Raw genomic sequence first — 23,773 nt, forward strand, 5'->3', positions numbered from 1 at the left:
CTACATGTCGAGCCCGAGGTCGAGGACCGTCACCGAGTGTGTCAAGGCACCTACAGCGAGGTAGTCGACGCCGGTTCGGGCGTACTCTGCGGCAACGTCGATGGTGAGACCACCGGATGACTCGAGTTTGGTTTCTGGAGCAACAGCGTCTCGGCGCTGGACCGCGATCTGCGTCTGCCACAGCGGGAAGTTGTCCAGCAGAACAAGTTCCACGTTCTCCGCCAGCACCTGATCGAGCTGAGTGAGGTTGTCGACCTCAACTTCGCACTCGATGTCCGGGGCGAGCTCACGGACCGCACGAAGTGCTGCGACCACCGAACCGGCAGCAGCAACATGGTTGTCCTTGATCAACGCCGCGTCACCCAATCCCATACGGTGGTTGACGCCTCCGCCCACGTGGACTGCATATTTCTGCAGAGAACGCAGTCCGGGCAGTGTCTTTCGGCTGTCCCGCACTTTGGCATGAGTGCCGGCGATGGCGTCGACCCACTGTGATGTCGCCGTGGCGATTCCCGAGAGATGGCAGACGAGGTTGAGCATCGTGCGCTCTGCCGTGAGAAGTCCGCGGGTGGGCGCGACAACGGTGAGCACCGATTGACCTGGCGCAACCCGAGTTCCGTCGGCCACCCGATCAACGACCTCGTAGTTACCCGCGCCGATCACCTCGTCGAGAACAAGCAGTCCGACGTCGATGCCGGCGACAGTACCCGAGGAGCGTGAGACGACCGACGCCTTCGCGACCGCATCGGCGGGAACCGTTGCGGTAGAAGTGATGTCGGGGCCATAGCGCAGATCCTCGTCCAGAGCGAGCCTGACCAATGTGAGCAGCTCGTCACGGTCGAGCGGCGCGGGCAGGATCTTCTGCTCGGTCATCAATGAACTCCTGTCAACAACATGTCGGGTATTTCGAGCGCTCCATCGGCACCCATCTTGATCCGAGTGCTGCGACGCTGATTCGGATCTGTTTCAGGATAGTCGGTGCGGGTATGGCAGCCACGGCTCTCGGTTCGCGCCACGGCCACGTCGACCAATGCAGTCGCGGTCAACGTGAGCGCCGCGTCTTCGAGGTCCGGAGCAGCCACCGCCACTGTCTGTTCGGCGTCGGCAAGCGCGGCTCGCGCAATCTGGAGACCGCCTCCGTCGCGAACCACCGACGCGTGTGCCGTCATGACGGACTGCACGGTCTCTCGCGGCAGGATCGGCATCGGCTTGCGCACCACGTTGACCACTTCGGCATGAACCTCGCGACGCTCGGCAGCTGCGATTCCTGCACGCTCCCCGACTACCAAACCCTCGAGAAGGCTGTTGGACGCAAGACGATTCGCGCCGTGCAATCCCGTGCGAGCCACTTCGCCTGCTGCGTAGAGACCAGGCACTCCCGTTCGTCCATGGACGTCGGTGGCGACTCCGCCGCACGAATAGTGCGCGGCCGGCGCGACCGGAATTAATTGGGTGCGTGGATCGATGCCCGCTTCGAGGCAGGACGCCGTGATGGTCGGGAATCTCGAATCGAAACCGTCGAGCTTGCGAGCGTCGAGATAGACGTGATCAGTGCCGAGATCGCGTAGGCGTGCTGCGATTGCCCTCGAGACCACGTCACGCGGGGCGAGATCACCCAGCGGATGAACACCTGCGGTGACCGAATCACCGTTGGTGTCGACAAGAATCGCGCCCTCGCCGCGGACCGCCTCACTGATCAGGGGTCGGCGGCCTACCCCGCCCGGAGTGAAGAGCACCGTCGGATGGAACTGAACGAACTCCAGGTCCGCAATCGCCGCACCGGCTTCGAGTGCCAACGCGATTCCGTCGGCAGTCGCTCCGGGCGGATTTGTGCTGCAGGCATACAGCTGACCGAGTCCGCCGGTAGCGAGCAGCACCGCGGGCGCATGGATCACTCCGAGGCCTTCCGGCGAGGAGACGATGAGTCCGCACACCCCACGCCGGTTGGTCACCACCTGGACTGCCGCTGCACCGAACAGAACGGGGAGCCCGGCAGCATTGAGAGCCCGCTGCACTTCCGCGCCAGTGGCGTCGCCGCCGGCATGGATGATCCGACGCGTGCTGTGCCCACCCTCGCGGGTGCGCGACACCTCGCCGTCTCGCCCGCGATCGAAGACCGCTCCCAACGCGGCCAGCGCAGCAACAGCGTCGTGACCAGCTTCGACGATGGAATAGACGGCTTCCTCGTCGCACAAACCGACGCCGGCCTCACACGTATCCGAAACGTGCGACTCGACGGAATCCGTATTCAGATCGTCGACGACCGCGATGCCGCCCTGCGCGTACTGAGTCGCGGTGTCCGTCGGACCGCCCTTGCTGACCGTGAGTACTTTCAGTCCCCGCAGGGAAGCGGTGCGCGCAGCGGTGAGGCCCGCGACACCGCCTCCCACGACGACCAGGTCGGCATGAGCCTCCCAGGCGAAACGCCCGGCAGGGCTGGTCACTCGCCGCCGCCCGGATTACCGATCTCGATCATGCGCTGCACCGACTTCTGTGCACGCTTGGCCATCTCGAGATCGACGTGGACCTCGTCCTTGCCCTCGAGAAGGCAGCGAAGCAACGCGGCAGGCGTGATCATCTTCATGTACGGGCACGACGCGCGGTCGTTGACGGCCTGGAAATCGACGTCGGGCGCTGCCTTGCGCAACTGGTGCAGCATCCCGATCTCGGTCGCGACCAGAACCTGCTTGCTCTTGGTGACGCGGGCCGCGTCGAGCATTCCGCCGGTGGAGAGAATCTTGACCTTGTCCGCGGGGACCGCGCCTTCACCGGCTAGGTACAGAGCCGAAGTAGCGCAACCACATTCAGGGTGCACGAACAGCTCGGCGTCCGGGTGCGACTTGGACTTGGCCGTCAGCTCGTCACCGTTGATGCCGGCGTGCACGTGGCACTCACCAGCCCAGATCTGCATGTTGGTACGGCCCGTCACGCGCTTGACGTGAGCTCCCAGGAACTGGTCCGGCAGGAACAGAACCTCGCGGTCGGGATCGATCGAGTTGACCACGTCGACGGCATTGGACGAGGTGCAGCAGATGTCGGTGAGACCCTTCACCTCTGCGGTTGTGTTCACGTACGACACCACCAGCGCGTTCGGGTTGTCGGCCTTCCACTCACGAAGCTGCTCGGCATTGATCGAGTCGGCCAGAGAGCAGCCGGCTCGCTCGTCCGGGATCAGCACGGTCTTGGACGGCGACAGGATCTTCGCGGTCTCGGCCATGAAGTGCACACCGCAGAAGACAATCGTGTCCTCGGGCGCCTCGGCAGCGATTCGTGACAGCGCCAGGGAGTCACCGACATGATCGGCGACGTCCTGAATCGCAGGCAGCTGGTAGTTGTGCGCAAGAATCGTCGCGCCGCGTTCGCGAGCCAGACGTTTGATCTCAGCGGCCCACTCGGGGGTCGCTTCGACTCCGTTGTATCCGCCGGGGCCGTCGTGAATCTGCGAGGCCGATCCCTCCCATAACGTCGTGGTCGTCATGGCGTTCTCCTTCACCGTGAACCCGGGCTCGTCACCCAGTTCAAATCCGGACGGGCTGGCCCGGATTTCCGTATTCGAGGTTTTCGACTTAGGATCGAAAACGTGCCCAATAGTAACACCACCCACGAAGTGCTTGCAGCGGTGTTCCAAGTTCGCACCTTCCCCGCAAGCATCGCCGCAGGTGACGGCGATCACTGCCCGCAAGGGCGTGAAGAGTTGGCCGTGCTGCTGTGGCAGCGTGCACTCAACCCACAGAAGGGCACGTGGTCCCTGCCCGGGGGCACTTTGCGCGACGACGAGGACCTGACGACCTCCGCTCGACGACTCCTCGCCGAGAAGGTCGACCTAAGAAAGGTCGCCCACCTCGAACAGCTCTCCGTCTTCAGTGATCCACAGCGCGTGCCGGGTCCGCGCCGCATCGCGTCGACCTTCCTCGGACTCGTTCCCCTCAGCGCCGACCCACAACTGCCACCGGACACGGCCTGGCACCCCGTTTCGAAGTTGCCGGAGATGTCGTTCGACCACGGAACCGTCGTACGGCACGCGCGCAATCGACTCGCCGCGAAACTCTCGTACACCAACATCGCATTCGGGCTGGCCCCGGAAGAGTTCGCGATGTCGACACTGCGCGAAATCTACTGCGCTGCCCTCGGTTACCAGGTCGATGCCACCAACTTGCAACGCGTGCTGGGGCGTCGAGGCGTTCTGACTCCCACCGGCAACACCGCACCGTCCGGCAAGTCGGGTGGACGTCCACCCGCCCTGTACCGTTTCACCGACTCCACCTTGCGGGTCACCGACGAATTCGCCGCACTACGGCCGCCAAGCTGACACCGATCGCACTGTCAGGCAACAGCTTCGAGACTTCCGCGTTGCAACCACACCGAGGTCACGGCGCCGGCCGGATCGATGACCCGGTTGATTACACCGAACCGAGTCGTCACCCGATCGAGAATCCGATCGGCCTGCCAACGATCCGTCGGATCGGCGACAATCGCAAAGAAGCGATGGGCAGGTTTTCCCGCCATGACGCGAACCAATTCGGTGACCGTCCGCGCCGTGACTGCCACGCTCCAACCAGCGTCGAGAAACTCGGCGGCCGTGCGCGCACCGTGCTCGAATCCGATGTCCGTGACAAGTACAACTCCCCTGTTGGGGGCGATCTCTGAAACACTCATTGCCGAACCTCCACTCGGAATCAAACTTCTTGACTCCTATGTAAGTCCGCAATCTTGTGCTTCCCTTGTGCTGGTTCTGTGAGAACTCTGGGGAATTGCGCGCCCCACCTCAGACAGCCCTGGAAAGGCCCGCCCAGAAGACCGTCGAGGCCGCGTTCACCACCTCGCCCACCGGCACGTCGCCCAACATTCCGCCCGCAGCAAGCGTCGCGACGCCGTGGAACGTCGCAAAGGCAACCAGCGCAATGCTTTCCGGATCACCGGCGGCAATGTCACCGGCGGCCTGAGCTTCCGACACGAGCCGGACGGTCAGGTCCATCGTCGCGTGCCCCGCGTTGACGACAGTTTCGGCGGCGCCCGGCGCATGCTTGTTGCTGTACATCAGAGAGAGCAGGCCCGGATGCTCCAGCGCAAAATCCACGTAGGCATTGGCGAGCGAGGAGAACCGGGCCCTCGCGGTCGGTGGAGCATCCGCGACTGCCCGCTCGAGCGCACCGGTCATCCGATGGAATCCACTTTCGGCCAAGGCATCGAGCAAAGCCTGGCGATCACGAAAGTGCTTGCCCGGAGCCGCGTGGCTCACGCCCGCCTCACGCGCGAGTTGCCTCAGCGACAACTTGTCGACGCCATCTCGTTCGAGTGTTGCTTCGGCCGACGCCAGGAGTTCCTGTCGCAGGCTGCCGTGATGATACGGCTGTTCGTGGGCGGGCATGGTGGCACCATATCAAAATGTTGTCATTGACAACTATGGTGTCAGTGCCTACATTTGGGATCACCCGAACCGAAGGAGCCACCATGGCCATCGACGTAGCCGGAACCACCGTCCTCATCACCGGAGCCAGCGCTGGGCTCGGAGTGGAATTCGCTCATCGCTTTGCCGCTCGCGGCGCAAACCTGGTTCTGGTCGCCAGGCGGGCCGACCGCCTCGAGGCACTCGCCACCGAACTCCGTGGCGTCCACGGCATCATCGTGACAGTCCTGCCCGCCGACCTGGCCGCACCCGGCGTCGGTGCATCGCTGCACCAGGAGCTGACAAACCGTGGCATCACCGTCGACTCGCTGATCAACAACGCCGGATTCGGAACACATGGGGCATTCGTGGACGAAGATCTCGAGCGCGTCACGTCCGAAATTCAACTCAACATCGCCACGCTGGTCGAGCTGACACACACATTCCTGCCCGACCTTCTCACCGGCCGCGGAGCACTGGTCAACATCGCCAGCACAGCGTCGTTCCAGCCGACACCGGGCATGGCCGTCTACGGCGCGTCCAAGGCGTTCGTACTCAACTTCACCGAAGCACTCTGGGCCGAAGCTCGCGGCAGCGGATTGACTGTATTGGCGGTGTGCCCCGGTCCGACGCGCACCGAGTTCTTCGACGTAGTCGGCTCCGAAGACGCGGCGGTCGGGCGAATGCAGACGGCAACTCAGGTGGTGGACACCGCTTTCCGAGCACTGGATCGACGCTACGCGCCGCCGACCGTCGTATCGGGACTGCCGAACTGGGTGTCCTCGATCAGCACTCGCTTCGCAACCCGCCGGTTGGGCGCGCTGATTTCCGGGCGACTGTTGGGTGACGTGCGAATGAAAGCCGAAACCAAGCGCTCGTCGACCTCTGCGGCGTAGCGACGCAACAGTTACGGAAGTTTCGGCTGGCTTTCGACTTCGGCCTGTTCGGTGTCGGTGGCCGGATCCCCAGATTCCGGATCCCCGGATTCCGGGTGGTCCCCCACCCCGAGGTCGTCGTACGGATTGAGCACTGCAAGAACCAATGTCACGACGCACGCCGCGAGCGGCTGAAACAGAAGCACGAGCAAAGTTCCGACGTTCGGGGCCCGCGCGATGATCTCCCCGACCGCCGGATTGTCGGCCGTGGGGAAACGCAGTTTTGTCACGCCCGAACCCACGAGTGCCATCAGTCCGGTACCTGCCACTGAACCGACTATCAACCCGCCCAGGGCATAAGGACCTCGACTCAGGCGTGCCAACCAGGCCGCCACCGCCGACAGCACACCGACGATCAGTGCCAGCCAGATGAACACGGCGCTCGCGTCGAACTGATGAAGGCTCTCACCCGTCAACGCGACGCCGCGCCCCTCGGACACCACCAACAGGTGCTCGGCCGGAGCCAAGAACGCCCACAGCACACCGACGAGCACGCTCACGCCCGCAATGGTTGCGGCGATCACGATCGCGGTGCGCAGACGAATCTGCCGAAGAGAGATCACACAGAGTGACGCTACCTGCGGGCGACGTCGATCGAGTCGACGACACCGTGTCGGGAGCATTTCGCCCACCATCCGTCAGGGCTGACCTGAACGATCATGCGGCGCCCGCACTGCTCGCAGAAGCGAGGAGGCTCGAGCCCCATCGACGCCGCAGTCGGCGTCGGATCGTCGACGCCGTCGACGATCCGACGCCCGGTGAACGGGTTGTACCGCTCCTCGGTCACCGGAGTGCTCACAGAGTGTCGTTCAGTGCTTTGATCGGCATCTGCAGATCCACCAACAAATCCAGATCCTTCTCGGCGGGACGTCCGAGGGTCGTCAGATAGTTGCCGACGATCACGGCGTTGATTCCGCCGAGGATGCCCTGCTTGGCACCCAGGTCGCCGAGAGTGATCTCGCGTCCACCCGCGAAGCGCAGGATCGTGCGAGGCAGCGCGAGACGGAATGCCGCCACGGACTTGAGCGCCTCGCTGGCGGGCAGCACGTCCAGATCACCGAACGGGGTACCCGGACGCGGGTTGAGGAAGTTGAGCGGGACCTCGTCCGGCTCCAGTTCAGCCAGGTTGGCCGCGAATTCTGCGCGCTGCTCCAGGGATTCGCCCATGCCGAGGATTCCGCCGCAGCACACTTCCATGCCTGCTTCACGAACCATCCGAAGCGTGTTCCACCGCTCTTCCCACGAGTGCGTGGTCACGACGTTCGGGAAATGCGACTTCGAAGTTTCCAAGTTGTGGTTGTACCGGTGCACACCCATGGCGGCCAGTTGGTCGACCTGCTCCTGGGTGAGCATGCCGAGCGAGCAGGCGATCTGGATGTCGACCTCGTTGCGGATCGCCTCGATGCCTGCGGCAACCTGAGCGAGCAACCGGGCGTCGGGTCCGCGGACGGCGGCCACGATGCAGAACTCGGTAGCGCCCGACTTCGCAGTCTGCTTGGCAGCTTCCACCAAGCTCGGGATGTCCAACCACGCCGCGCGAACCGGCGACTGGAAGAGTCCGGACTGCGAGCAGAAATGGCAGTCCTCAGGGCAGCCGCCCGTCTTCAGGCTGATGATGCCCTCGACCTCGACCTCCGGTCCACACCACTTCATACGCACATCGTGGGCGAGAGCCAGCAGGTCTTCGAGCCTGCCGTCGTCGAGTCGGAGTACGTCGAGCACCTGGCTTTCGGTCAGGCCAACTCCTCTATCGAGAACTTGCTCGCGCGCCTGGTCGAGGATGTCGACCGTCGCAGGGGCCGTGCTAATCGGGGGCGGGGTCACAGACGTCTCCTTCGAAACCAGCAAAATTGAACACCGTACAAGTTGAACGGTGTTCACGTTAGAGACGTGGTGGAATACTGTCAAAGGCGGGTCCGATCGACATTCGATCGAAAGCGCTCCACAGCGGGACGAAACGAGGGGAACAACAAGTGCAGTTGCGACGCGGCGACGTGCTGGACGGCGCCATGGCGATACTCGACGAGTTCGGACTTGCCGACCTCACGATGCGCAGGCTCGCGACCTCACTAGGTGTCCAACCCGGCGCTCTCTACTGGCATTTCCCGAACAAACAGACCTTGCTGGGCGCGGTCGTCGACAAGATCCTCGAAGACCTCGACGCCCCCGTCGACGCAGACACGTGGCAAGAAGCGTATTCCGAACTGGCACATAGACTTCGGTCTGCCCTACTGGCGCACCGCGACGGCGCCGAGTTGGTCAGCGCCACCTTCGCCTCGCGGATGACGAACAGCAAGGTGCGCGAGCATTTCGTACAAGCCGGGCAAGAATCCGGTCTCTCACGCGAGCACGCCCAACTCGCGGCGTACGCCCTGCTGTATTACGTACTCGGCCATACCGTGGACGAGCAGTCCCGAGCGCAGATGGAAGAAATGGGGGCACTTACCCGAGCACCCATTTCCCCCGACTCCCCCGAGGTGATCGGCGGCGGCTCCGACGAGGACCTCCTCGACGGCGATCCGACAGTGCGCTTCCAGTTCGGCCTGGACCTCTTCATCGACGGCATTCGCACTCGCCTGAATTCGATCCCCGATTCAACGCCCATCGAATCGGCTCTACGACACTCCTGACAGTCGGAGTACTGCAGTAGTGCCGGCCGCGACAATCACCACGACCACCAACGGCGCCTTGAACCAGGCGCAGATGCCTCCGGCCACCACGCCGAGCATCCGCGCCGGCCCCGCAACGTCATGCCCGGTGAAGACCGTCGATGTCACAACCACTGCGAGCAGCAGCACCACGACAGCACGATCGAGGGTTTTCTCGGCGAAGCCGGAGAGCTTCACCCGAGCGCGGAGCAGAACGCCACTTGCCCGCAAAGCGTAAGAACCGCAATCGAACACGACAATACCGATCCAGACCGACGCGGTATTCATCGAACCTTCTCCCGGAACGGTATCGTCACCGCGATACTCAGCAGCGCAACGAGCGGCGCGGTACCCGACGGCAGGAACGGCGACGTGGCCACCGCGACTGCTGCACCGATCAGGGCGGCAAGCAGCGTCACCTTCTCCTTCAGCGCAGGAAAGACAAGGGCTAGAATGACAACCGGAAACGCGGCATCCAATCCCAACGCGGCCGGATCTCGGACGACGCTGCCGAGCAGCCCGCCCAGGAGAGCTCCGATCGGCCACGACACCGCGATCCCGATCCCACAGAGCCAGAAGGCCGCACGCTTGCGCTCCACCGATTCCTGCGCCATGGCGACCGCGACGCTTTCGTCGTTGACCAGGTGCGCGCCGACCAACTTGCGCCAGCCCGAGCCCCTGCGCCAGCCTGAATCTTTGTAGCGATCCCTGCCGAGGAATGATCCTGCCGACATCCCATAGGCGAAGTTACGGGAGTTGATCAACAAGCCCGCCACAACAGCAGCGGTGGCACTGCCTCCGGCTGCGATGATTCCGATGAACAAGAACTCCGAAGACGCTCCCAGAACGAGTACAGCCAACGCCAAAAGCTGCCACAACGAGAATCCAGCCGATCCTGCCGTCACACCGTAGGACACACCGACGATGGCCACGGAGAGACAGATCAGCACGCTCACCCGAACCGTGTCTCGATCAGCTGTTCGCCATAAAGAACGCATGTATTCTATGTTGAACGAAGTGACACCGTTCGTCAAGTAGAACGATCGATCGGAGAATCGAACGATGCCCAGTAATGAAACGGATACAGCGGAGACTCCTCAGAAACTGGTCGCCGTCGCACTCAAACGCGAACGTGCCCGAGCAGGCTTGAGCCTTTCGGAGGTCGCCCGGCGCGCCGATATCGCCAAGTCCACACTCTCCCAACTCGAATCCGGACTCGGAAATCCGAGCCTCGAAACTCTGTGGGCACTCGGAAACGCATTGGGTGTGCCGTTCTCACAACTCGTCGACTCTCAGGCACAGACCGTTCAGTTGATTCGAGCCGGAGAAGGTCCCGCGATTGCGTCGGCAAACGCGTCGTACATCGCGACACTCTTGGCGCCGAGCCCACCGAACGCACGACGCGATCTGTATCGGATAGTCGCCGAACCGGGCGAGCCGCGTATTTCGACTCCGCATGCACGCGGCACCACCGAACACGTCGTGATCGGCACCGGACGGGCGCAGGTCGGGCCCACTGCAAATCCGATCGAACTCGGACCGGGCGACTATCTTGCTTATCCCGGCGACGAGGAGCACATCTTTCGGGCGCTCGAGCCCGGGACGACAGCGATCTTGGTGTCGGAACACACCTGAGCCGCGATGAGTTTCGCCGCTGCGGGAAGTCTGTATCTGGGAGGTGATGTGGCCAGAGCCTCGATTGCCGACGACAGTAACGACCGACAGCAGGAGGACCCATGTCCGGATCCAGCATCAGCAGCATTTTGCTCTCGAGCACCGACCCCGAACGCTTGCGCGACTGGTACGCCGAGGCGTTCGCCCCGAAGGTCGACCGGACTCCCGGCGAACCCGGCTACGACGTGCTCGACTTCAACGGTTTCTACGTGATGCTCGACAGACGCGACGACGTCGGCGAGACCAACCCCCAGCCGGGTCGCATGTTCCTCAACGTCGAAACCGACGACGCCCGGTCGATCGCACAGCGCATCGATGCGCTCGGCGGAAAATGGCACGCTCCACTCGAAGACCGCGGGGGCAGTTTGTTCGCCACTGCGATCGACCCCGACGGAAACTACGTTCAGATCATCGAGTTCAGCGAGGAAGCCAGGGCCGAGATGGAATCCGGAATGACGGATTCCCAAACCACCTAGTCCGGCAACCGCTGGGAACGGAGATAGTCATGCTTACAGACACGAAAGCATTCAGCGGATTTTCGGTGACAGACATCGACTCTGCAAAGAAGTTCTACGGCGAAACACTCGGGTTGAAGGTAACCGACGGAGACATGGGACTGATTCGCCTACATCTTGCCGGCGGAACCGAGATCCTCGTTTATCCGAAGCCGAATCACGAAGCGGCGACCTACACGATTCTCAACTTCGTCGTCGACGACATCGACACAACCGTCGACCAACTGACCGCACGTGGCGTGGAGTTTCTCAAATACGACGGATTCCCCCAGGATGAGCGAGGCATCATGCGTGGCAACGGCCCCGACATCGCGTGGTTCACCGATCCCGCCGGCAATGTTCTGTCGGTGATCAAGGAGTCCTGACGCGCTTAACCGCTGAACAGCTGCGACTGCCGCTGTTCAGCGGTGTCGGTGTTGGAGCGTTCTGCTGCCGCAGTTTCACGCTCGGCAGCCAGTTGCTCGGCGCTTTTTGCGTCGACAACGGGCTCCGACGCGCTGAGGTCGGAAAACAAGCCACTGCTCGATTCGTTCACATGCCACCCTTTTGCCTGGTCATCGTTACCGCGCGCAGATAAACCTGCGTTAGAGATCGGTCGATGGCTACTCAATTACTGCCGCCCGTACGGCGCCGACAAGACGCCGATGACTCAGCAGTTCTTCACCCAGTGTTGCACGCCTGTGTTTTCCACGAGAAATTCGGTCCAGACGGGTTGTCATCGCCCGCACGGCGGAGCAATGTGAAAGATGAGCGCGGAGCAGGTCGGCAGCACTTTCGTCGGACACCTGGCCCCTCAATTCACCGCACAATTTTTGGAGGAATCATGTTGGGAATTGCTTTGGGCCTCGGCAGCGCCGCTGTCGGAATCGGCCTCGGACTGCTCGGCGCAGGAGCGGGAATTCTGCTGAGCGACAAGACCGTCAAAACCGCACGACGTGAACTCACCGCCTGACGAGGGCGAGCGCACTGAATTTTTGGGCACTCGGGTCGGTATTCGGGTGAACGCCGCGATGCGACACCCCGCGCAGTGGGTGTTCGCACGGGCCGCGCATCGACGTGGCGTGCATACCGGCGTAGATGTTCCGACGAGCGCGCAGGACGTGCTCGACCGGTTGACGGCACTCCGAATAAGTACGTGGAGTTACGGATTCGACCACAAGTCGGTCCGTCACCTGGGTCCGATGGCGCAAGACTTTGCGGCGATTTTCGGCTTGGGATCCAACGCCCGCCGGATCTCCGCCGTCGACGCGAACGGCGTCTGCATGGCGAGCATCCAAGCGTTGAACCGCAAAATCAGTGCCCTCGAGACAGAAGTCAGCGCGCTCGAGAAGGACGTGAACAGACTGAGACGGGAAACGGGAGACACGAGCACGACTCGGAATGCATTGGAAACAAACAACAATCACATATCCACACCGCTCGACGAATTCGGTGGATCCACCGGTCTGTAGTTTGTTCGGTGTGACCGCCCCTGATTCAGACTCCGACTCAGCGCCCAACGTGATTGCCGCGCTGTTCGACGTGACGTCCGATGCAGTCGGCGACGAACATGTCGAACAGATACTTGCCGAATTCGACGTTGGCGCAACGGAGGTCGCGGAGACCGCGGCCCGCATCCGGGCCAGTCGGTCGGAATTTCGGCGACTTCGCCGTCGCGAGAACGAATTGGCGGTTCTCTATTCGAGTGCACGTGAGCTCGCGCAGGTTCGCGACGTGGACACACTGCTGCAGAGGCTGGTCAACCGCGCACACGACATCATGGGCACCGACGTCACGTACCTGTCCGAGTTCGACGTGATCACTCGTGACCTGAATGTTCGAAAGACGGCCGGCGCGGTCTCGCCGGAACTCCAGCATCTGCAAGTTCCTGCCGGCGCGGGACTGGTCAGCGCGATTGCCGAATCTCGAGCAGCCCAATGGGTTCAGAACTACAGCGACTACACGCAGTCGCGCCATGACGAAGTGGTCGATGCCGCGATCGTCGCCGAGGGTCTGGTGGCGATTCTCGGCGTGCCGATGCTCTCCGACGGCCAGATCCTCGGAGTCCTGTTTGCCGCCGACCGTCGGGAACGGCGTTTTACCGCAGATCAGATCGCCCTGCTCTCGGCGCTGGCTGATCACGCCTCGGTGGTCCTGCAAACCGCGCGGGCACTCGACCGCGCCGAGGAATCCGCTGCCGAGACCGGGAGAGCACTCGACGAGCTGCGCGAGCACGTGTCCGCGCGGGACAAATCGAACGTCGTCCACCAGGATCTGATCCACGCCGTTCTCCGCGGCGGCGGATACGCCCAGGTTGCACGAACTCTCAGCAGCTCTCTCGAGCGCAGCACCGTCGTCGTCGACAGTGAGCTACGCCCTCTCGTGAAATCCTCTGGCGAGCAGATCACGACGGTGCCGATGTCCCTTCCTCCCGCCGTGTCCGAGGCCATCGACCAGAGTCGCCGAAGCGGCCGATGCACGTTTGTCGCCGATGACAGTGAGACCGTGATCCAACTCGTCAGCGCCGTCACCGCCGGAGAATCGTTCCTCGGGGCCATCTTGCTGAATCGTTCGGACGCGCCGATCGGCCCCGTCGAACTCCGGACCGTGGAACGGGCAGCTCAGGTCACTGCCATCCTCGTGTTGCAACACTCGGCGGCGGCAGCAGCGGACCGGCGTGCACGTGACGAACTGGTCGCCGACTTGCTGAGCACTGCGCCCGAGCGCCGGCGCGATCTCGAACGTAGGACCCGAAACCTCGGCATCTCCCTCGGCGAACTGGACACCGTCCTCGTGGTGTCGGTCGCTCCGGAACTCCGCACCGCCGCGCTCCGCGCAATCGGGCAGTCTCTGCCGGTAGCGGGGTTGGCGGCGCAGCATGCCGGATTGATCGCGGTGGTCTCGCGCTCGGAAAACCCGGCAGCCGCGGCGACGGTCATTCACCGTCAGATCACCGGTTCGGTAGGACCGCACGCAGTAGTCATTGCGCCGGCGACGGCGGAACGCCCCGAAGAGCTCCCGGCGCGCTTCACCTCGGCGCTGCGCACGGCCCGCCTACTCACGGCATTGGGCAAGACCGACGGCGCGGTCACGACGGCGTCATATCTGCCGTACACCGTTCTGTTCGGCGAAAATCCGGAATCACTTCATCAGTTCATCGACGAAGTAATCGGCCCGGTACTCGCGTACGACCGCGACAAGGACACCGATCTCACCGCGACCCTTCGTGCCCTGGTACGCAACGACGGGAGCCCGACCAAGGCTGCCCGCGCACTCAACTACCACCCCAACACCGTCGTTCAGCGTCTCGACCGCATCCGTACGCTCCTCGGTCACTCGTGGCGCGAAGACGAGAACTTCTTCCGGGTGTCCATGGCGACGAGGCTCGACGAACTTCGGGACGTGGGAACCGAAGAGGGCGGAAGCGGCATCACCGACAGCACCGATGGTGCATGACACTACAATTTCGCCCGATCGATGTGTCGTGAGCACGTGGCCTGGCAGGCATCAACCTCCCTACTGTGAAGCGGAGCACAGAACCACTTCAGGAGGACGACCCCACGTGTCTATGAACAACCGGTCCATCAACAGCCGCATCGCCGATTTCCGGTCCTACGACGTCGCCGCACGGCGCGCCGAGATCGTCCGCCAGACCGACCTGACCGAGGCAGACATCGCGGTCTACGACGCCGCCGACGGCCTCACCATCGACCAGGCCGATCGCATGGTCGAGAACGTCCTCGGCGTCATCGGCATCCCGGTCGGCGTGGCCACCAACTTCACAGTCAACGGCACGGACTACCTGATCCCGCTCGCCACCGAGGAGCCGTCGGTAGTCGCAGCCGCAAGCAACGCTGCTCGCATCGCACGCGGACTCGGCGGCTTTCACGTCTCGAGTACCCCGCCGATCATGCAGGCCCAGATACAACTCGTCGACGTCGTGGATCCGGCAGCCGCCCGTATCCGACTCCTCGAGGCACGTGAAGAAATCATTGCACTCGCCAACGAACAGGACCCGAAGCTGGTCAGTGTCGGCGGTGGCGTGAAGGACATTTCGGTACGCATCGTTTCTTCGGACAAGGCCACCTACGTCGTCCTTCACCTTCACGTCGACGTACGAGATGCCATGGGCGCCAACGCCGTCAACACGATGGCCGAGGCAATCGCGGATCGAGTGGCCGAGATCGGCGGCGGACACGTCGTCCTGCGCATCCTCACCAACAAGGCCGATCTGCGGCTGACACGCGTTCGCGCCGTGTTCGATGCCGAATTGATCGGCGGCGCAGAGGTTGTGGACAACCTGATCCATGCCGCACGCTTGGCGGAGCTGGATCCCTACCGCGCCGCGACGCACAACAAGGGCATCATGAACGGCATCAGCGCCGTGGTGCTGGCGACCGGAAATGACACGCGCGCAGTCGAAGCCGGGTGCCACTCCCATGCAGTCAACGCCGACGGAATCTACTCGTCGCTCTCGCATTTCGAGAAGAATGCCGACGGAAACATCGTCGGCACCCTCGAACTGCCCATGCCGGTCGGCCTCGTCGGCGGGGCCACCAAAGTGCACCCCGTAGCGCAGGCCGCAATCAAGATGCTCGGCGTCGAGAGCGCCGAGGAACTCGCCGGCATCATCCTGGCAGTCGGCCTGGCGCAGAACCTGGCTGCGGTCCGCGTTCTGGCCAGTGAGGGTGTCCAGCGCGGACACATGGGGCTGCACGCCCGCAACATCGCTGCCACCGCCGGAGCGCAGAAGAACGAGATCGACGCCGTGGTGGCACGCCTGATCGCGGACAAGAGCATTCGCGTCGAGCATGCCGAGAAGGTTCTCGCCGAGATCCGCGGCGGAAACTGACGACAATGACCGAAACAGTTGCAGGATCACCGGTGTGGAAGCCGGCGCCTCATCGAGTGCCGGCGCCGGGGCTGCCGACCTCGGTCCGGATCTACGAAGTCGGGCCACGCGACGGACTTCAAGCGGAAACAGCGGTGATCCCGACCGAGACGAAAGCCCAGTTCATCGAACGCCTGGTCGCGGCCGGCTCCCGCACTGTCGAATTGACGAGTTTCGTCTCACCTCGATGGATCCCGCAACTTGCGGACGCGGAAGAATTGATGGGTCGGCTGCACCTGCCGGACTCGGTACGTACGGTCGTTCTTGTCCCGAACCGCAAGGGTCTCGAGCGGGCCGTCGCCGCCGGAGCAAGCGAGGTTGCAGTATTCGTCAGCGCCACAAAAGAATTCGCGAAACGCAACCTCAATTCCACGGTGGACGGCGCGATCGCCGCGGCTGCCGAGGTCACTACGGCCGCCCGAGCCCTGGGACTTCCCGTCCGCGGCTACATCTCCATGTGCTTCGGTGACCCCTGGGAAGGCTCCGTGCCCGTCGAGCGTGTCGCCGACATCGCAAAAACCCTGATCGACAGCGGTGTCACGTCACTCTCACTCGGCGACACCATCGGCGTCGGCACACCTGGCCATGTGCTCGCTTTGCTCGGCGCCCTCCGAGAACGTGGCATCCCCACATCGCAGATCGCCATGCACTTTCACGACACCTACGGCCAGGCGCTGTCGAACGTCTATGCGTCGTTGACCGCTGGGGTATCCGAATTCGACAGTTCCGCAGGTGGTCTCGGACGGTGCCCATATGCCAAGGGCGCGACCGGAAATCTCGCCACCGAGGATCTGGTGTGGATGCTCCACGGCCTCGGGATCGACACCGGCATCGACCTGGATTCGCTCACCGATACAAGCAGCTGGATGGCCGAACAGATCGGCCACTCGAGCCCGTCCCGAGTTGTCACCGCCCTCCGCGCAGCACGCACCTGACACCCGCAACGCAAGCCCCTCATCTCGCAAGCCCCTCCCTGTACGACCCCGCCATGCATGACACTGGAGAAGACTGATGTCACCACCGCAGCCGGCAACGACGCCGACCACCACGACCGAGCCGACCGAGCAGCAGACATACCTCGAAGTCTGGGGTGACACCGTAAACGGTCGACACCTCGCGATCTCCGTTGCAGTCGGCAGTGTCGTCGGCGCCTCGGCCCTTCTCGCGGCCCAGGCACTGTTCGAACGGGTCGTCAGCGAACCGTCCTTGGCCCAGGCGTACAGCCTTCTGGTCGGCATCGCGGCCTGCCTGCTCGCCGGCGTGGTCTGCGGAATCTTCATCAAGCCGAAGCGGATAGTCGCCTTGGCCGCCGCCGACGCGGAGTCGATCGACGGTGTCATCACGACGATGAGTGAACAGCGCCAGGGTCTGGGCACTCTCGCCGACATTCCGGAGCAGAGCCGACAGGAACTTCGCGAGCTGGGTCTGTACGACCACTTCGCCGCTGCCGAGGCCGAGCACGCACGGGTCTCGAACACACCGAAGGACGGTGGGCGCGCATGAGTTCGGTTCTGACCAACGAAATTCTGATTGCCGTTCTCTTCGGCATCATCGGTGCGGTCGCGTTCACGTTCATCGGATTGATCTCCGGCACGGACGAGACCGCCACGATCGCACCGCTGACTCTGCTCGTGATTCTGCTCGGCGCTCCCCCGGCGGCGGTCTTCACGTTCTTCCTCTCCGGTGCGATCGCCAAACACATGACGCACGCGGTGCCGACGATGCTGCTGGGCATTCCCGGCGACACGATGGCGATTCCACTCTTGCCGGAAGCGCAGATGATGCGCTCACTCGGCATTCCGCACATCGCACTCCGCAAGGCGATCTCGGGAGCAGTGATCTCGGCGTTCGTCGCTGTGCCGGTTGCCGTTTTGTTCGCGACCATCCTCGCGCCGTTCGCGGACACCGTTCAGTCGATAGCACCGTGGCTGTTCCTGGTCGCCGCCATCGGCATCGCCTACGCCTCACCAGGCCGCTGGGCCGGGGTTGTCGCCCTCGTTCCCTTCGTCATCTTGATCCTCGGCGCCCGCGCGTTGACGTCGAATTACGATGTGTCGCTGAACATCAGCTACTTCCTTGCGATCGCAGTCGGGCCGCTGATCGCGGACCTCGCATTGACCTTGGGCCCGTCGAGCCGTAAGGACATGGAACGCAGTGAACCCAAAACCGTTGCATTGGCCCCGGACATCAAAGGATGGAAGGGATACTTCCCCAATCCTCTGAAGGTCCTCGATCGCAAGCAGATCGGTTACACCGCCGCCGCTTCCACGGTGTCGAGCGCAACCTTCGTCTTCAGCCCGGTCGCCATGACTGTTCTGATGGGTGAGCTGGTAGGTGCGCGGATCAAGAACGGCTATCACCGACTGACCACAATGGTCTCGGCGAAGAACGGTACGACGGAATCCACCTACATCGCGGAAACCCTCATCCCACTCGTCGCTTTCGGCCTTCCGCTCAGCCCGCTCGCGGCAGGCCCCGCAGCCCCTCTGTTCAACGCTCCACCGGTGTTCGAGACCAATCAGGAAACCGGAGTGATCAACAATCTCTCCACGTACCTGACGCAGTGGGAGTTCCTGCTCTACGGACTGCTCGCAGTGGTCACGGCAACGGTCATCGCATACCCGTTTGCCATGAACTACGCGTACCGCGCTGCGTCAGCGGTGGTCAAGCACATCAGTCACGAAGCTGTGATCGCGGTGTTCACGGGACTCGTCGTCGTCATCAGCATCTGGGAGGGCGGCGTCCTCGGGCTTCTGATCACCGTGACGGTCGGCCTGGTCGGTGGCCTTCTCGGGCGCCTGTTCAAGATTCACGGCGGAGTTCTGTTCATGGGTTACTACGTAGCGCTGTTCAGTGTTCCTGCCCTGATCAATCTGTTCTGAATCGGTCGACTCCACCACCACGTGCGGACCCGCAACAAACTGCGGGTCCGCACGTATTTCTTCACCTACCGACCGTGAGCGCCACGGTTCGATTGCGGTCCAACTTCTTCGCTCGATACAACGCCTCGTCAGCGCAATCGACCAATTGCGTCAGGTCTGCGTCGCCGTGGGGTGAACACGCGACGCCGATGCTGACCGTCGGCCCGAATTCACCCAATACTGCCGACGAATTCTCCGCTTGCGCGCGTCGAATCATCTCGGCTGTTTCGGTCGCACCCTCGAGATCGACGCCGGCCATCAGTACGACGAACTCCTCGCCGCCCAATCGGGCGAAGAGATGCTTGTCATCGAGGTGCCGCCGCACCTGATCGGCAAAACTCACCAACGCCGTATCGCCGGCACGATGACCGAGGTTGTCGTTCACCATCTTGAAGTGATCCAGATCCATCATCAGGACGCTGACCGGACGTCCAGAGTGGCGACGCGGATCGGTCGCACCCGTCACGCTGCCGCCTCGCCGCAGGAATTCGTCCCGGCGCAACGCACCGGTGAGATCGTCGTGGGTGACGGCCTGGGTGAGTGCCTCGAGCGCGCGGCGACGCTCGAGGATCACGCAGGCCACCGCGATCGGCGCTACCGCCAGCAGCGACAATCCGATCTGGACCGACGCGCTGACCGGCGAGACGCCCTCGCTGGACAATCCGAGATGGCCGTCGGCCGTCAGTACCAACGTCCAGGCAGTTGACACAGCGGTGAGCACCGACGTGACAAATACATTGGTGAGCAAGGCTGCAGTCACCAGCGCCGGCATGGCAAACGCGATCGCTCCGGCACCGCCTATCACCCACTCCAAGATGATGCAGACGGCCAGCAGCGCCGTCGGAACGACTGATCGACGCACAAGCGTGGCAACAGCTTTCGGTTCTCGATCCACTCGTCGAAGCGAAGGGAATGTCAGCACCAAGGGGACGATGGTCATGTAGTTGACGAACTCACTCGAGAACCAGAGCAACCAGCCGTCCCACCACTGCCCGCCGAACAGCACGCGGTTCGCGATTCCGCCCACGAGCGCCGCCATCGACGCGGCGGCGACAGTCATCGACACGAGATAGCCGACGGACTGAATACTGGTCAGTCGACGGTCCTCACTGTCGACCCAGCGAAAGGCGTAGAAGCCGCTCGCAACCCCGACGATGTTGGCCGCGTTGAGCCACACCGTGGACTCCCATGCCCCACCGGTGATCAGGTCGGCTCCGACATAACCGACTACGACGCAGATCCAGGTGAGCAGTGTGGCGGAACGCGGCGACCGAAAGAGGATCCCGAGTAGCAGCGCGTTCGCCGGCCAGAAGACTGCAAGCGTGCCCGGCAGACGGCTCAGAATTCCGACCAGGCACGAGACGAAGACGACTACGCCGATAAGCAGTGCGCGACGTACGGCCGATGACGACAACGACTTTTCGACCGTGCTCACCACCTACATTCGACTGACCTACTCACAATTCGACAACCACTGTCGGTGACCAAGGCGCCCCGGATGCAGGGTCGCCGCAAGACACCCGTCGAAATATACCGACCGGAATCGTACGCGAGGGACGTCGAAACCCAAGGCGCCCCACTGTGCCTTGGCTATCGATGCGGACAAATCGGATGTTACGTCGTCAGTTGGTCAAATGAAGTTCACCGAGCGTGATCGGAGCGGTGCGAGCAAACTCTCGGACACTCGCGCCTCCACTTCCGGCAGGCATTACCCCGAGAAGGGGAACACCGCTGACTGAAACCAGATCCTCGCGATTGCATCTCTCGGCGAGGTCCGGTTCCTGCGGCCACGAACCGATCACCAACCCGGCGCAGTCCACGCCGGATGCACGTAGGGCTTCCACGGTCAGTGCGGTGTGGTTGAGCGTGCCCAGGCCGGACGCAACCACCAGCACCACTGGCACTGCCAGAGCCGCGGCAAGATCGCGAGCGGTGAACCCGTCGACGCCCAAGCGGACCAGCAAGCCGCCGGCGCCTTCGATCAGGGTCAAGTCGTGGGTGGTGTCCAGGTCGCGAGCAACTCGGACTACTTCGTCGAGCGCCAACAACGGCAGACCACTTCGACGGGCAGCAGTATCCGGCGCCAAAGGTTCGGGATACCGCGCCAACTCGACCAGCGTCACGCCGCCGCCGGTCAGACGCTCGATCTCGGCCAGATCACCCGCACCGTCCACGTCGACGCCGGTCTGGGCCGGTTTGAGCACTGCAACCGACTTGCCCGACTGCAAGGCCACCGATGCCAATGCGGCTGTCACCACTGTTTTTCCGACGTCGGTCGACGTTCCGGTCACCAGGAAAATGCTCATGCTCGGGCTCCGGCCAATACTTCGCGCAGTACGAGAGCGATCTGCTCCATCTCGGATGCGGACAGCGTCGCTCGTGCGGTCAGACGCAGCCGTGACGTTCCTTCCGGAACCGACGGCGGGCGGAAGCAACCGACATGCAACCCCTGATCCCGGCACGCCGACGCGGCATCGAACGCCCGCTGCGGATCACCGAGAACGACTGAGACGACAGCAGATTCAGGCGACGGAGCACCGGTGACGTCCGCCAACTCGGATGCCCGGGCCAGGACGTCGAGCGCTCGCGTCGGCTCACGCTGGAGTACGGCGAGTGCAGCCCTGGCCGCGCCTACGGCGGCCGGTGCGAGACCGGTGTCGAAGATGAACGTTCTTGCCGCGTCGATGAGATGCGCGCGGATCTTGTTGTCACCGAGCACAACTCCGCCCTGGCTGGCGAGCGACTTGGACAGTGTTGCCGTCACGACGACGTCGGGTTCACCGGCCAGGCCCGACTCGTGGACGAGTCCACGTCCACCGGCACCGCGCACACCGATGCCATGCGCCTCGTCGACCAACAGGATCGCCCCGTACTCGCGGCACACCTGATGCATCTGCCGCAGTGGCGCGAGGTCTCCGTCGGCACTGAAGACCGAATCGGTGACGACCAGCGCTCGCTCTTCCACTCTGCTGCGCATCGTGTCGGCGAGAAAGCCCACGTCCGAATGCGGAGCAACGGCGACCCGAGCACGTGACAGGCGGCAGGCATCCACCAGCGAGGCATGCGATCCCGCATCGGAGACGATCAACGACCCTGGACCCGAGAGCGCCGTCACCGCGCCGAGATTGGCTGTGTAACCGGAGGAGAAGACAAGTCCGGAGTCCGCCCCGACGAACTCGGCCAGTTCGACTTCGAGCAGTTCGTGTTCGGTGGTGGTGCCGGTGACCAGACGCGAGCCCGTGGCGCCCGCGCCCCAACGGCGCAGAGCCGCCGCGGCACCCTCGATCACATCGGGGTGCCGCACGAGTCCGAGGTAATCGTTCGACGCCAGGTCGATCAACGGGGAGTCGACCGTGCGAGGACGGAGTTCGCGACGCAGTCCAGCGGCCCTGCGGTCCGCTTCGACGGCCGTCAGCCAATTCAGCGAGGTGTTCACTTTTCCGACCATACTTGAACACCGTTCAACTCAATGGTTAGGGTGCATCCGTGCTCACAACCGGACTTGATCCCCATGACGTCTCCGCCATCGATGCCGATGTCCTCTGGCATCCGTACGGATCGTTTCCCGCGTCGACTCGTCCGCTGATCGTCGACTCTGCGCAGGGGGCTACCCTGACGCTCTCCGACGGCCGCCGATTGGTCGACGGGATGAGCTCGTGGTGGGCCGCCATTCACGGCTACCGCAATCCCGTGCTCGACACCGCCGCCGCACGGCAGCTCGGCAAAATGAGCCATGTCATGTTCGGCGGACTGACGCACGAACCCGCCGCTCGCCTCGGGCGACTGCTCGTCGACATCACACCACCTCACCTCGACAAGGTGTTCCTCTCCGACTCCGGTTCGGTGGCGGTCGAAGTCGCAGTGAAGATGTGCCTGCAGTACTGGCGGAGCCTCGGAAAGCCGTCGAAGAATCGTTTGATGACCTGGCGCGGCGGATACCACGGTGACACCTTCACCCCCATGAGCGTCTGCGATCCCGACGGCGGCATGCATTCTCTCTGGACCGACGTCCTGCGCCCTCAGGTCTTCGCGCAGGCTCCCCCGGCGGGCTATCTCCCCGAATACGTGCAGGAGTTGGAATCGCTCTTGGCCGAGCATCACGAGGACCTCGCAGCGGTGATCGTGGAACCGGTGGTCCAAGGCGCCGGCGGAATGCGTTTCCACGATCCCGCGTACCTGATCGACCTGCGTAACCTCTGCGACAAGTACCAAGTCCTCCTGGTCTTCGACGAGATCGCGACCGGATTCGGACGCACCGGAGAATTGTTCGCCGCCGATCACGCCGGCGTCAGTCCCGACGTCATGTGCGTCGGCAAGGCACTGACCGGCGGGTACATGAGTCTGGCGGCAACGCTGTGCACCACGGAGATCGCGGAGACCATCACTGCCGGTGAGGGCGGCGGGCTGATGCACGGCCCCACCTTCATGGGCAATCCACTCGCGTGCGCCGTCGCGGTGGCGTCGACCGAACTTCTGCTTGCGATGGACTGGCGGCGTGACGTCGCAACCCTCGAACGTGGCCTCGCTCGAGGCCTCGCCGAAGCCGTCACAATTCCCGGGGTCGTCGACGTCCGCGTCAAAGGCGGAATCGGAGTGATCGAACTCGAACAGCCGGTCGACATGCAGAGCGCGACCGATGCAGCCGTCGACGCCGGCGTCTGGCTCCGGCCGTTCCGCAACCTCGTATACGCGATGCCTCCGTACCTGTGTTCGGAGGCAGAGGTGGAACAGATCACAGCCGGAATGCTTGCAACCGCCCGCAGCCAGGCGAAACGGTGATCGGCACCGTAGACAGTCGACGAGATTCGATCGGCTGCACCCGAT

Annotated in this window: 28 protein-coding genes; 14 read left to right on the forward strand and 14 right to left on the reverse strand. The window is 63.3% G+C overall.

Features of this window, described 5'->3' with window-relative positions; translation table 11 throughout:
* The 3 genes from nadC to nadA are packed head-to-tail and all read right to left on the reverse strand — an operon-like array spanning window position 1 to window position 3,478.
* Window positions 1-873: a carboxylating nicotinate-nucleotide diphosphorylase gene (nadC, locus tag V3587_RS18965; protein ID WP_003941805.1), complete on the reverse strand. Its 873-nt coding sequence runs from the start codon at window positions 871-873 to the stop codon at window positions 1-3.
* The gene (locus tag V3587_RS18970; RefSeq protein ID WP_003941771.1) at window positions 873-2,444 is read right to left on the reverse strand and encodes an L-aspartate oxidase; all 1,572 of its coding nucleotides are present in this window, start codon (window positions 2,442-2,444) and stop codon (window positions 873-875) included. The genes nadC and V3587_RS18970 overlap by 1 nt, the downstream gene beginning before the upstream one ends.
* Window positions 2,441-3,478 carry a quinolinate synthase NadA gene (nadA, locus tag V3587_RS18975; RefSeq protein ID WP_003941702.1) on the reverse strand — a complete coding sequence of 346 codons (1,038 nt, stop codon included), beginning with the start codon at window positions 3,476-3,478 and terminating at the stop codon, window positions 2,441-2,443. Before nadA ends, V3587_RS18970 begins: the two co-directional genes overlap by 4 nt.
* A gap of 102 nt (window positions 3,479-3,580) precedes the next feature.
* Here nadA and V3587_RS18980 point away from each other — a divergent pair, with 102 nt between their 5' ends.
* Window positions 3,581-4,309 (forward strand): NUDIX hydrolase, encoded by a 729-nt coding sequence (locus tag V3587_RS18980; RefSeq protein WP_007733069.1) that lies wholly within the window; start codon window positions 3,581-3,583, stop codon window positions 4,307-4,309.
* 14 nt (window positions 4,310-4,323) lie between these two features.
* Here the strand turns inward: V3587_RS18980 and V3587_RS18985 are convergent, their stop codons facing one another.
* Both V3587_RS18985 and V3587_RS18990 read right to left on the reverse strand, forming a co-directional pair.
* Window positions 4,324-4,656, reverse strand: coding sequence for a hypothetical protein (locus tag V3587_RS18985; protein WP_003941794.1), 333 nt, complete (start codon window positions 4,654-4,656; stop codon window positions 4,324-4,326).
* Between the two features lie 109 nt (window positions 4,657-4,765).
* Window positions 4,766-5,368, reverse strand: a complete 603-nt coding sequence (locus tag V3587_RS18990; RefSeq protein WP_007733070.1) for a TetR/AcrR family transcriptional regulator — start codon at window positions 5,366-5,368, stop codon at window positions 4,766-4,768.
* A gap of 83 nt (window positions 5,369-5,451) precedes the next feature.
* Between V3587_RS18990 and V3587_RS18995 the strand changes: the two genes are divergently transcribed.
* Entirely contained in the window at window positions 5,452-6,282 is an 831-nt protein-coding gene (locus tag V3587_RS18995) for an SDR family NAD(P)-dependent oxidoreductase (RefSeq protein WP_047270127.1), read from the forward strand.
* 11 nt (window positions 6,283-6,293) lie between these two features.
* On the opposite strand, the gene V3587_RS19000 is transcribed toward V3587_RS18995, so the two are convergent.
* Genes V3587_RS19000 through bioB form a run of 3 tightly spaced genes read right to left on the reverse strand, consistent with a single transcriptional unit; the run spans window position 6,294 to window position 8,130 of the window.
* Window positions 6,294-6,884, reverse strand: a complete 591-nt coding sequence (locus tag V3587_RS19000) for a DUF2567 domain-containing protein (RefSeq protein ID WP_007733080.1) — start codon at window positions 6,882-6,884, stop codon at window positions 6,294-6,296.
* 11 nt (window positions 6,885-6,895) lie between these two features.
* Complete coding sequence (gene bsaP / locus V3587_RS19005) at window positions 6,896-7,120, reverse strand: biotin synthase auxiliary protein BsaP (RefSeq protein ID WP_003941741.1); 225 nt, start codon at window positions 7,118-7,120, stop codon at window positions 6,896-6,898.
* Complete coding sequence (gene bioB / locus V3587_RS19010) at window positions 7,117-8,130, reverse strand: biotin synthase BioB (protein ID WP_047270142.1); 1,014 nt, start codon at window positions 8,128-8,130, stop codon at window positions 7,117-7,119. The genes bsaP and bioB overlap by 4 nt, the downstream gene beginning before the upstream one ends.
* 164 nt (window positions 8,131-8,294) lie before the next feature.
* Here bioB and V3587_RS19015 point away from each other — a divergent pair, with 164 nt between their 5' ends.
* A complete protein-coding gene (locus tag V3587_RS19015) occupies window positions 8,295-8,951 on the forward strand; it encodes a TetR/AcrR family transcriptional regulator C-terminal domain-containing protein (RefSeq protein ID WP_007733086.1) in 657 nt (218 codons plus the stop codon).
* Here the strand turns inward: V3587_RS19015 and V3587_RS19020 are convergent.
* Both V3587_RS19020 and V3587_RS19025 read right to left on the reverse strand, forming a co-directional pair.
* Window positions 8,937-9,257 (reverse strand): AzlD domain-containing protein, encoded by a 321-nt coding sequence (locus V3587_RS19020; RefSeq protein ID WP_283377185.1) that lies wholly within the window; start codon window positions 9,255-9,257, stop codon window positions 8,937-8,939. The genes V3587_RS19015 and V3587_RS19020 overlap by 15 nt on opposite strands.
* On the reverse strand, window positions 9,254-9,967 hold the full coding sequence (locus V3587_RS19025) for an AzlC family ABC transporter permease (RefSeq protein WP_283377186.1): 714 nt from the start codon (window positions 9,965-9,967) through the stop codon (window positions 9,254-9,256). The genes V3587_RS19020 and V3587_RS19025 overlap by 4 nt, the downstream gene beginning before the upstream one ends.
* 64 nt (window positions 9,968-10,031) lie before the next feature.
* On the opposite strand from V3587_RS19025, the gene V3587_RS19030 reads away from it, so the two are divergent.
* The 3 genes from V3587_RS19030 (at window position 10,032) to V3587_RS19040 (ending at window position 11,523) form a co-directional block, all read left to right on the forward strand.
* Window positions 10,032-10,604 (forward strand): helix-turn-helix domain-containing protein, encoded by a 573-nt coding sequence (locus V3587_RS19030; RefSeq protein WP_047270126.1) that lies wholly within the window; start codon window positions 10,032-10,034, stop codon window positions 10,602-10,604.
* 101 nt (window positions 10,605-10,705) lie between these two features.
* Window positions 10,706-11,119 (forward strand): VOC family protein, encoded by a 414-nt coding sequence (locus V3587_RS19035; protein WP_030537099.1) that lies wholly within the window; start codon window positions 10,706-10,708, stop codon window positions 11,117-11,119.
* A gap of 29 nt (window positions 11,120-11,148) precedes the next feature.
* Entirely contained in the window at window positions 11,149-11,523 is a 375-nt protein-coding gene (locus V3587_RS19040; RefSeq protein ID WP_007733101.1) for a VOC family protein, read from the forward strand.
* A 5-nt stretch (window positions 11,524-11,528) separates the two neighbouring features.
* Here V3587_RS19040 and V3587_RS19045 read toward each other — a convergent pair whose 3' ends face one another.
* Window positions 11,529-11,693: a hypothetical protein gene (locus V3587_RS19045; protein ID WP_003941708.1), complete on the reverse strand. Its 165-nt coding sequence runs from the start codon at window positions 11,691-11,693 to the stop codon at window positions 11,529-11,531.
* A gap of 288 nt (window positions 11,694-11,981) precedes the next feature.
* Between V3587_RS19045 and V3587_RS19050 the strand changes: the two genes are divergently transcribed.
* From V3587_RS19050 to V3587_RS19080, 7 genes are all read left to right on the forward strand, one after another.
* On the forward strand, window positions 11,982-12,110 hold the full coding sequence (locus V3587_RS19050; RefSeq protein WP_003941742.1) for a hypothetical protein: 129 nt from the start codon (window positions 11,982-11,984) through the stop codon (window positions 12,108-12,110).
* On the forward strand, window positions 12,094-12,609 hold the full coding sequence (locus V3587_RS19055) for a tail fiber domain-containing protein (protein ID WP_030537101.1): 516 nt from the start codon (window positions 12,094-12,096) through the stop codon (window positions 12,607-12,609). The genes V3587_RS19050 and V3587_RS19055 overlap by 17 nt, the downstream gene beginning before the upstream one ends.
* 10 nt (window positions 12,610-12,619) lie before the next feature.
* Complete coding sequence (locus tag V3587_RS19060) at window positions 12,620-14,593, forward strand: helix-turn-helix domain-containing protein (protein WP_283377187.1); 1,974 nt, start codon at window positions 12,620-12,622, stop codon at window positions 14,591-14,593.
* A gap of 112 nt (window positions 14,594-14,705) precedes the next feature.
* On the forward strand, window positions 14,706-15,989 hold the full coding sequence (locus V3587_RS19065) for a hydroxymethylglutaryl-CoA reductase, degradative (RefSeq protein WP_047270125.1): 1,284 nt from the start codon (window positions 14,706-14,708) through the stop codon (window positions 15,987-15,989).
* A 5-nt stretch (window positions 15,990-15,994) separates the two neighbouring features.
* Window positions 15,995-16,963: a hydroxymethylglutaryl-CoA lyase gene (locus tag V3587_RS19070; RefSeq protein WP_080712772.1), complete on the forward strand. Its 969-nt coding sequence runs from the start codon at window positions 15,995-15,997 to the stop codon at window positions 16,961-16,963.
* Between the two features lie 76 nt (window positions 16,964-17,039).
* Window positions 17,040-17,531 (forward strand): hypothetical protein, encoded by a 492-nt coding sequence (locus tag V3587_RS19075; RefSeq protein WP_003941716.1) that lies wholly within the window; start codon window positions 17,040-17,042, stop codon window positions 17,529-17,531.
* Window positions 17,528-18,910: a tripartite tricarboxylate transporter permease gene (locus V3587_RS19080; protein ID WP_047270124.1), complete on the forward strand. Its 1,383-nt coding sequence runs from the start codon at window positions 17,528-17,530 to the stop codon at window positions 18,908-18,910. Before V3587_RS19075 ends, V3587_RS19080 begins: the two co-directional genes overlap by 4 nt.
* A 61-nt stretch (window positions 18,911-18,971) precedes the next feature.
* Here V3587_RS19080 and V3587_RS19085 read toward each other — a convergent pair whose 3' ends face one another.
* The 3 genes from V3587_RS19085 to V3587_RS19095 form a co-directional block, all read right to left on the reverse strand.
* Window positions 18,972-20,384, reverse strand: a complete 1,413-nt coding sequence (locus V3587_RS19085; RefSeq protein ID WP_283377188.1) for a GGDEF domain-containing protein — start codon at window positions 20,382-20,384, stop codon at window positions 18,972-18,974.
* 187 nt (window positions 20,385-20,571) lie between these two features.
* On the reverse strand, window positions 20,572-21,255 hold the full coding sequence (bioD, locus tag V3587_RS19090; RefSeq protein ID WP_283377189.1) for a dethiobiotin synthase: 684 nt from the start codon (window positions 21,253-21,255) through the stop codon (window positions 20,572-20,574).
* The gene (locus V3587_RS19095) at window positions 21,252-22,397 is read right to left on the reverse strand and encodes an 8-amino-7-oxononanoate synthase (protein ID WP_283377190.1); all 1,146 of its coding nucleotides are present in this window, start codon (window positions 22,395-22,397) and stop codon (window positions 21,252-21,254) included. Before V3587_RS19095 ends, bioD begins: the two co-directional genes overlap by 4 nt.
* 38 nt (window positions 22,398-22,435) lie before the next feature.
* Here V3587_RS19095 and V3587_RS19100 point away from each other — a divergent pair, with 38 nt between their 5' ends.
* Complete coding sequence (locus V3587_RS19100; protein ID WP_030537108.1) at window positions 22,436-23,728, forward strand: adenosylmethionine--8-amino-7-oxononanoate transaminase; 1,293 nt, start codon at window positions 22,436-22,438, stop codon at window positions 23,726-23,728.
* Window positions 23,729-23,773: the final 45 nt, after the last annotated feature.

It is taken from the genome of Rhodococcus sp. IEGM 1306 (assembly GCF_036541985.1).
Taxonomy (GTDB): Bacteria; Actinomycetota; Actinomycetes; order Mycobacteriales; family Mycobacteriaceae; genus Rhodococcus_F; species Rhodococcus_F qingshengii.

What these genes read in the sequence shown, in the direction of transcription:
- nadC (WP_003941805.1), bottom strand. Translation starts at nt 873, where the DNA reads ATGACCGAGCAGAAGATCCTGCCCGCGCCGCTCGACCGTGACGAGCTG.
- nadA (WP_003941702.1), bottom strand. Translation starts at nt 3,478, where the DNA reads ATGACGACCACGACGTTATGGGAGGGATCGGCCTCGCAGATTCACGAC.
- V3587_RS18985 (WP_003941794.1), bottom strand. Translation starts at nt 4,656, where the DNA reads ATGAGTGTTTCAGAGATCGCCCCCAACAGGGGAGTTGTACTTGTCACG.
- V3587_RS18990 (WP_007733070.1), bottom strand. Translation starts at nt 5,368, where the DNA reads ATGCCCGCCCACGAACAGCCGTATCATCACGGCAGCCTGCGACAGGAA.
- V3587_RS18995 (WP_047270127.1), top strand. Translation starts at nt 5,452, where the DNA reads ATGGCCATCGACGTAGCCGGAACCACCGTCCTCATCACCGGAGCCAGC.
- V3587_RS19020 (WP_283377185.1), bottom strand. Translation starts at nt 9,257, where the DNA reads ATGAATACCGCGTCGGTCTGGATCGGTATTGTCGTGTTCGATTGCGGT.
- V3587_RS19025 (WP_283377186.1), bottom strand. Translation starts at nt 9,967, where the DNA reads ATGCGTTCTTTATGGCGAACAGCTGATCGAGACACGGTTCGGGTGAGC.
- V3587_RS19030 (WP_047270126.1), top strand. Translation starts at nt 10,032, where the DNA reads ATGCCCAGTAATGAAACGGATACAGCGGAGACTCCTCAGAAACTGGTC.
- V3587_RS19035 (WP_030537099.1), top strand. Translation starts at nt 10,706, where the DNA reads ATGTCCGGATCCAGCATCAGCAGCATTTTGCTCTCGAGCACCGACCCC.
- V3587_RS19040 (WP_007733101.1), top strand. Translation starts at nt 11,149, where the DNA reads ATGCTTACAGACACGAAAGCATTCAGCGGATTTTCGGTGACAGACATC.
- V3587_RS19050 (WP_003941742.1), top strand. Translation starts at nt 11,982, where the DNA reads ATGTTGGGAATTGCTTTGGGCCTCGGCAGCGCCGCTGTCGGAATCGGC.
- V3587_RS19065 (WP_047270125.1), top strand. Translation starts at nt 14,706, where the DNA reads ATGAACAACCGGTCCATCAACAGCCGCATCGCCGATTTCCGGTCCTAC.
- V3587_RS19070 (WP_080712772.1), top strand. Translation starts at nt 15,995, where the DNA reads ATGACCGAAACAGTTGCAGGATCACCGGTGTGGAAGCCGGCGCCTCAT.
- V3587_RS19075 (WP_003941716.1), top strand. Translation starts at nt 17,040, where the DNA reads ATGTCACCACCGCAGCCGGCAACGACGCCGACCACCACGACCGAGCCG.
- V3587_RS19080 (WP_047270124.1), top strand. Translation starts at nt 17,528, where the DNA reads ATGAGTTCGGTTCTGACCAACGAAATTCTGATTGCCGTTCTCTTCGGC.
- bioD (WP_283377189.1), bottom strand. Translation starts at nt 21,255, where the DNA reads ATGAGCATTTTCCTGGTGACCGGAACGTCGACCGACGTCGGAAAAACA.
- V3587_RS19095 (WP_283377190.1), bottom strand. Translation starts at nt 22,397, where the DNA reads ATGGTCGGAAAAGTGAACACCTCGCTGAATTGGCTGACGGCCGTCGAA.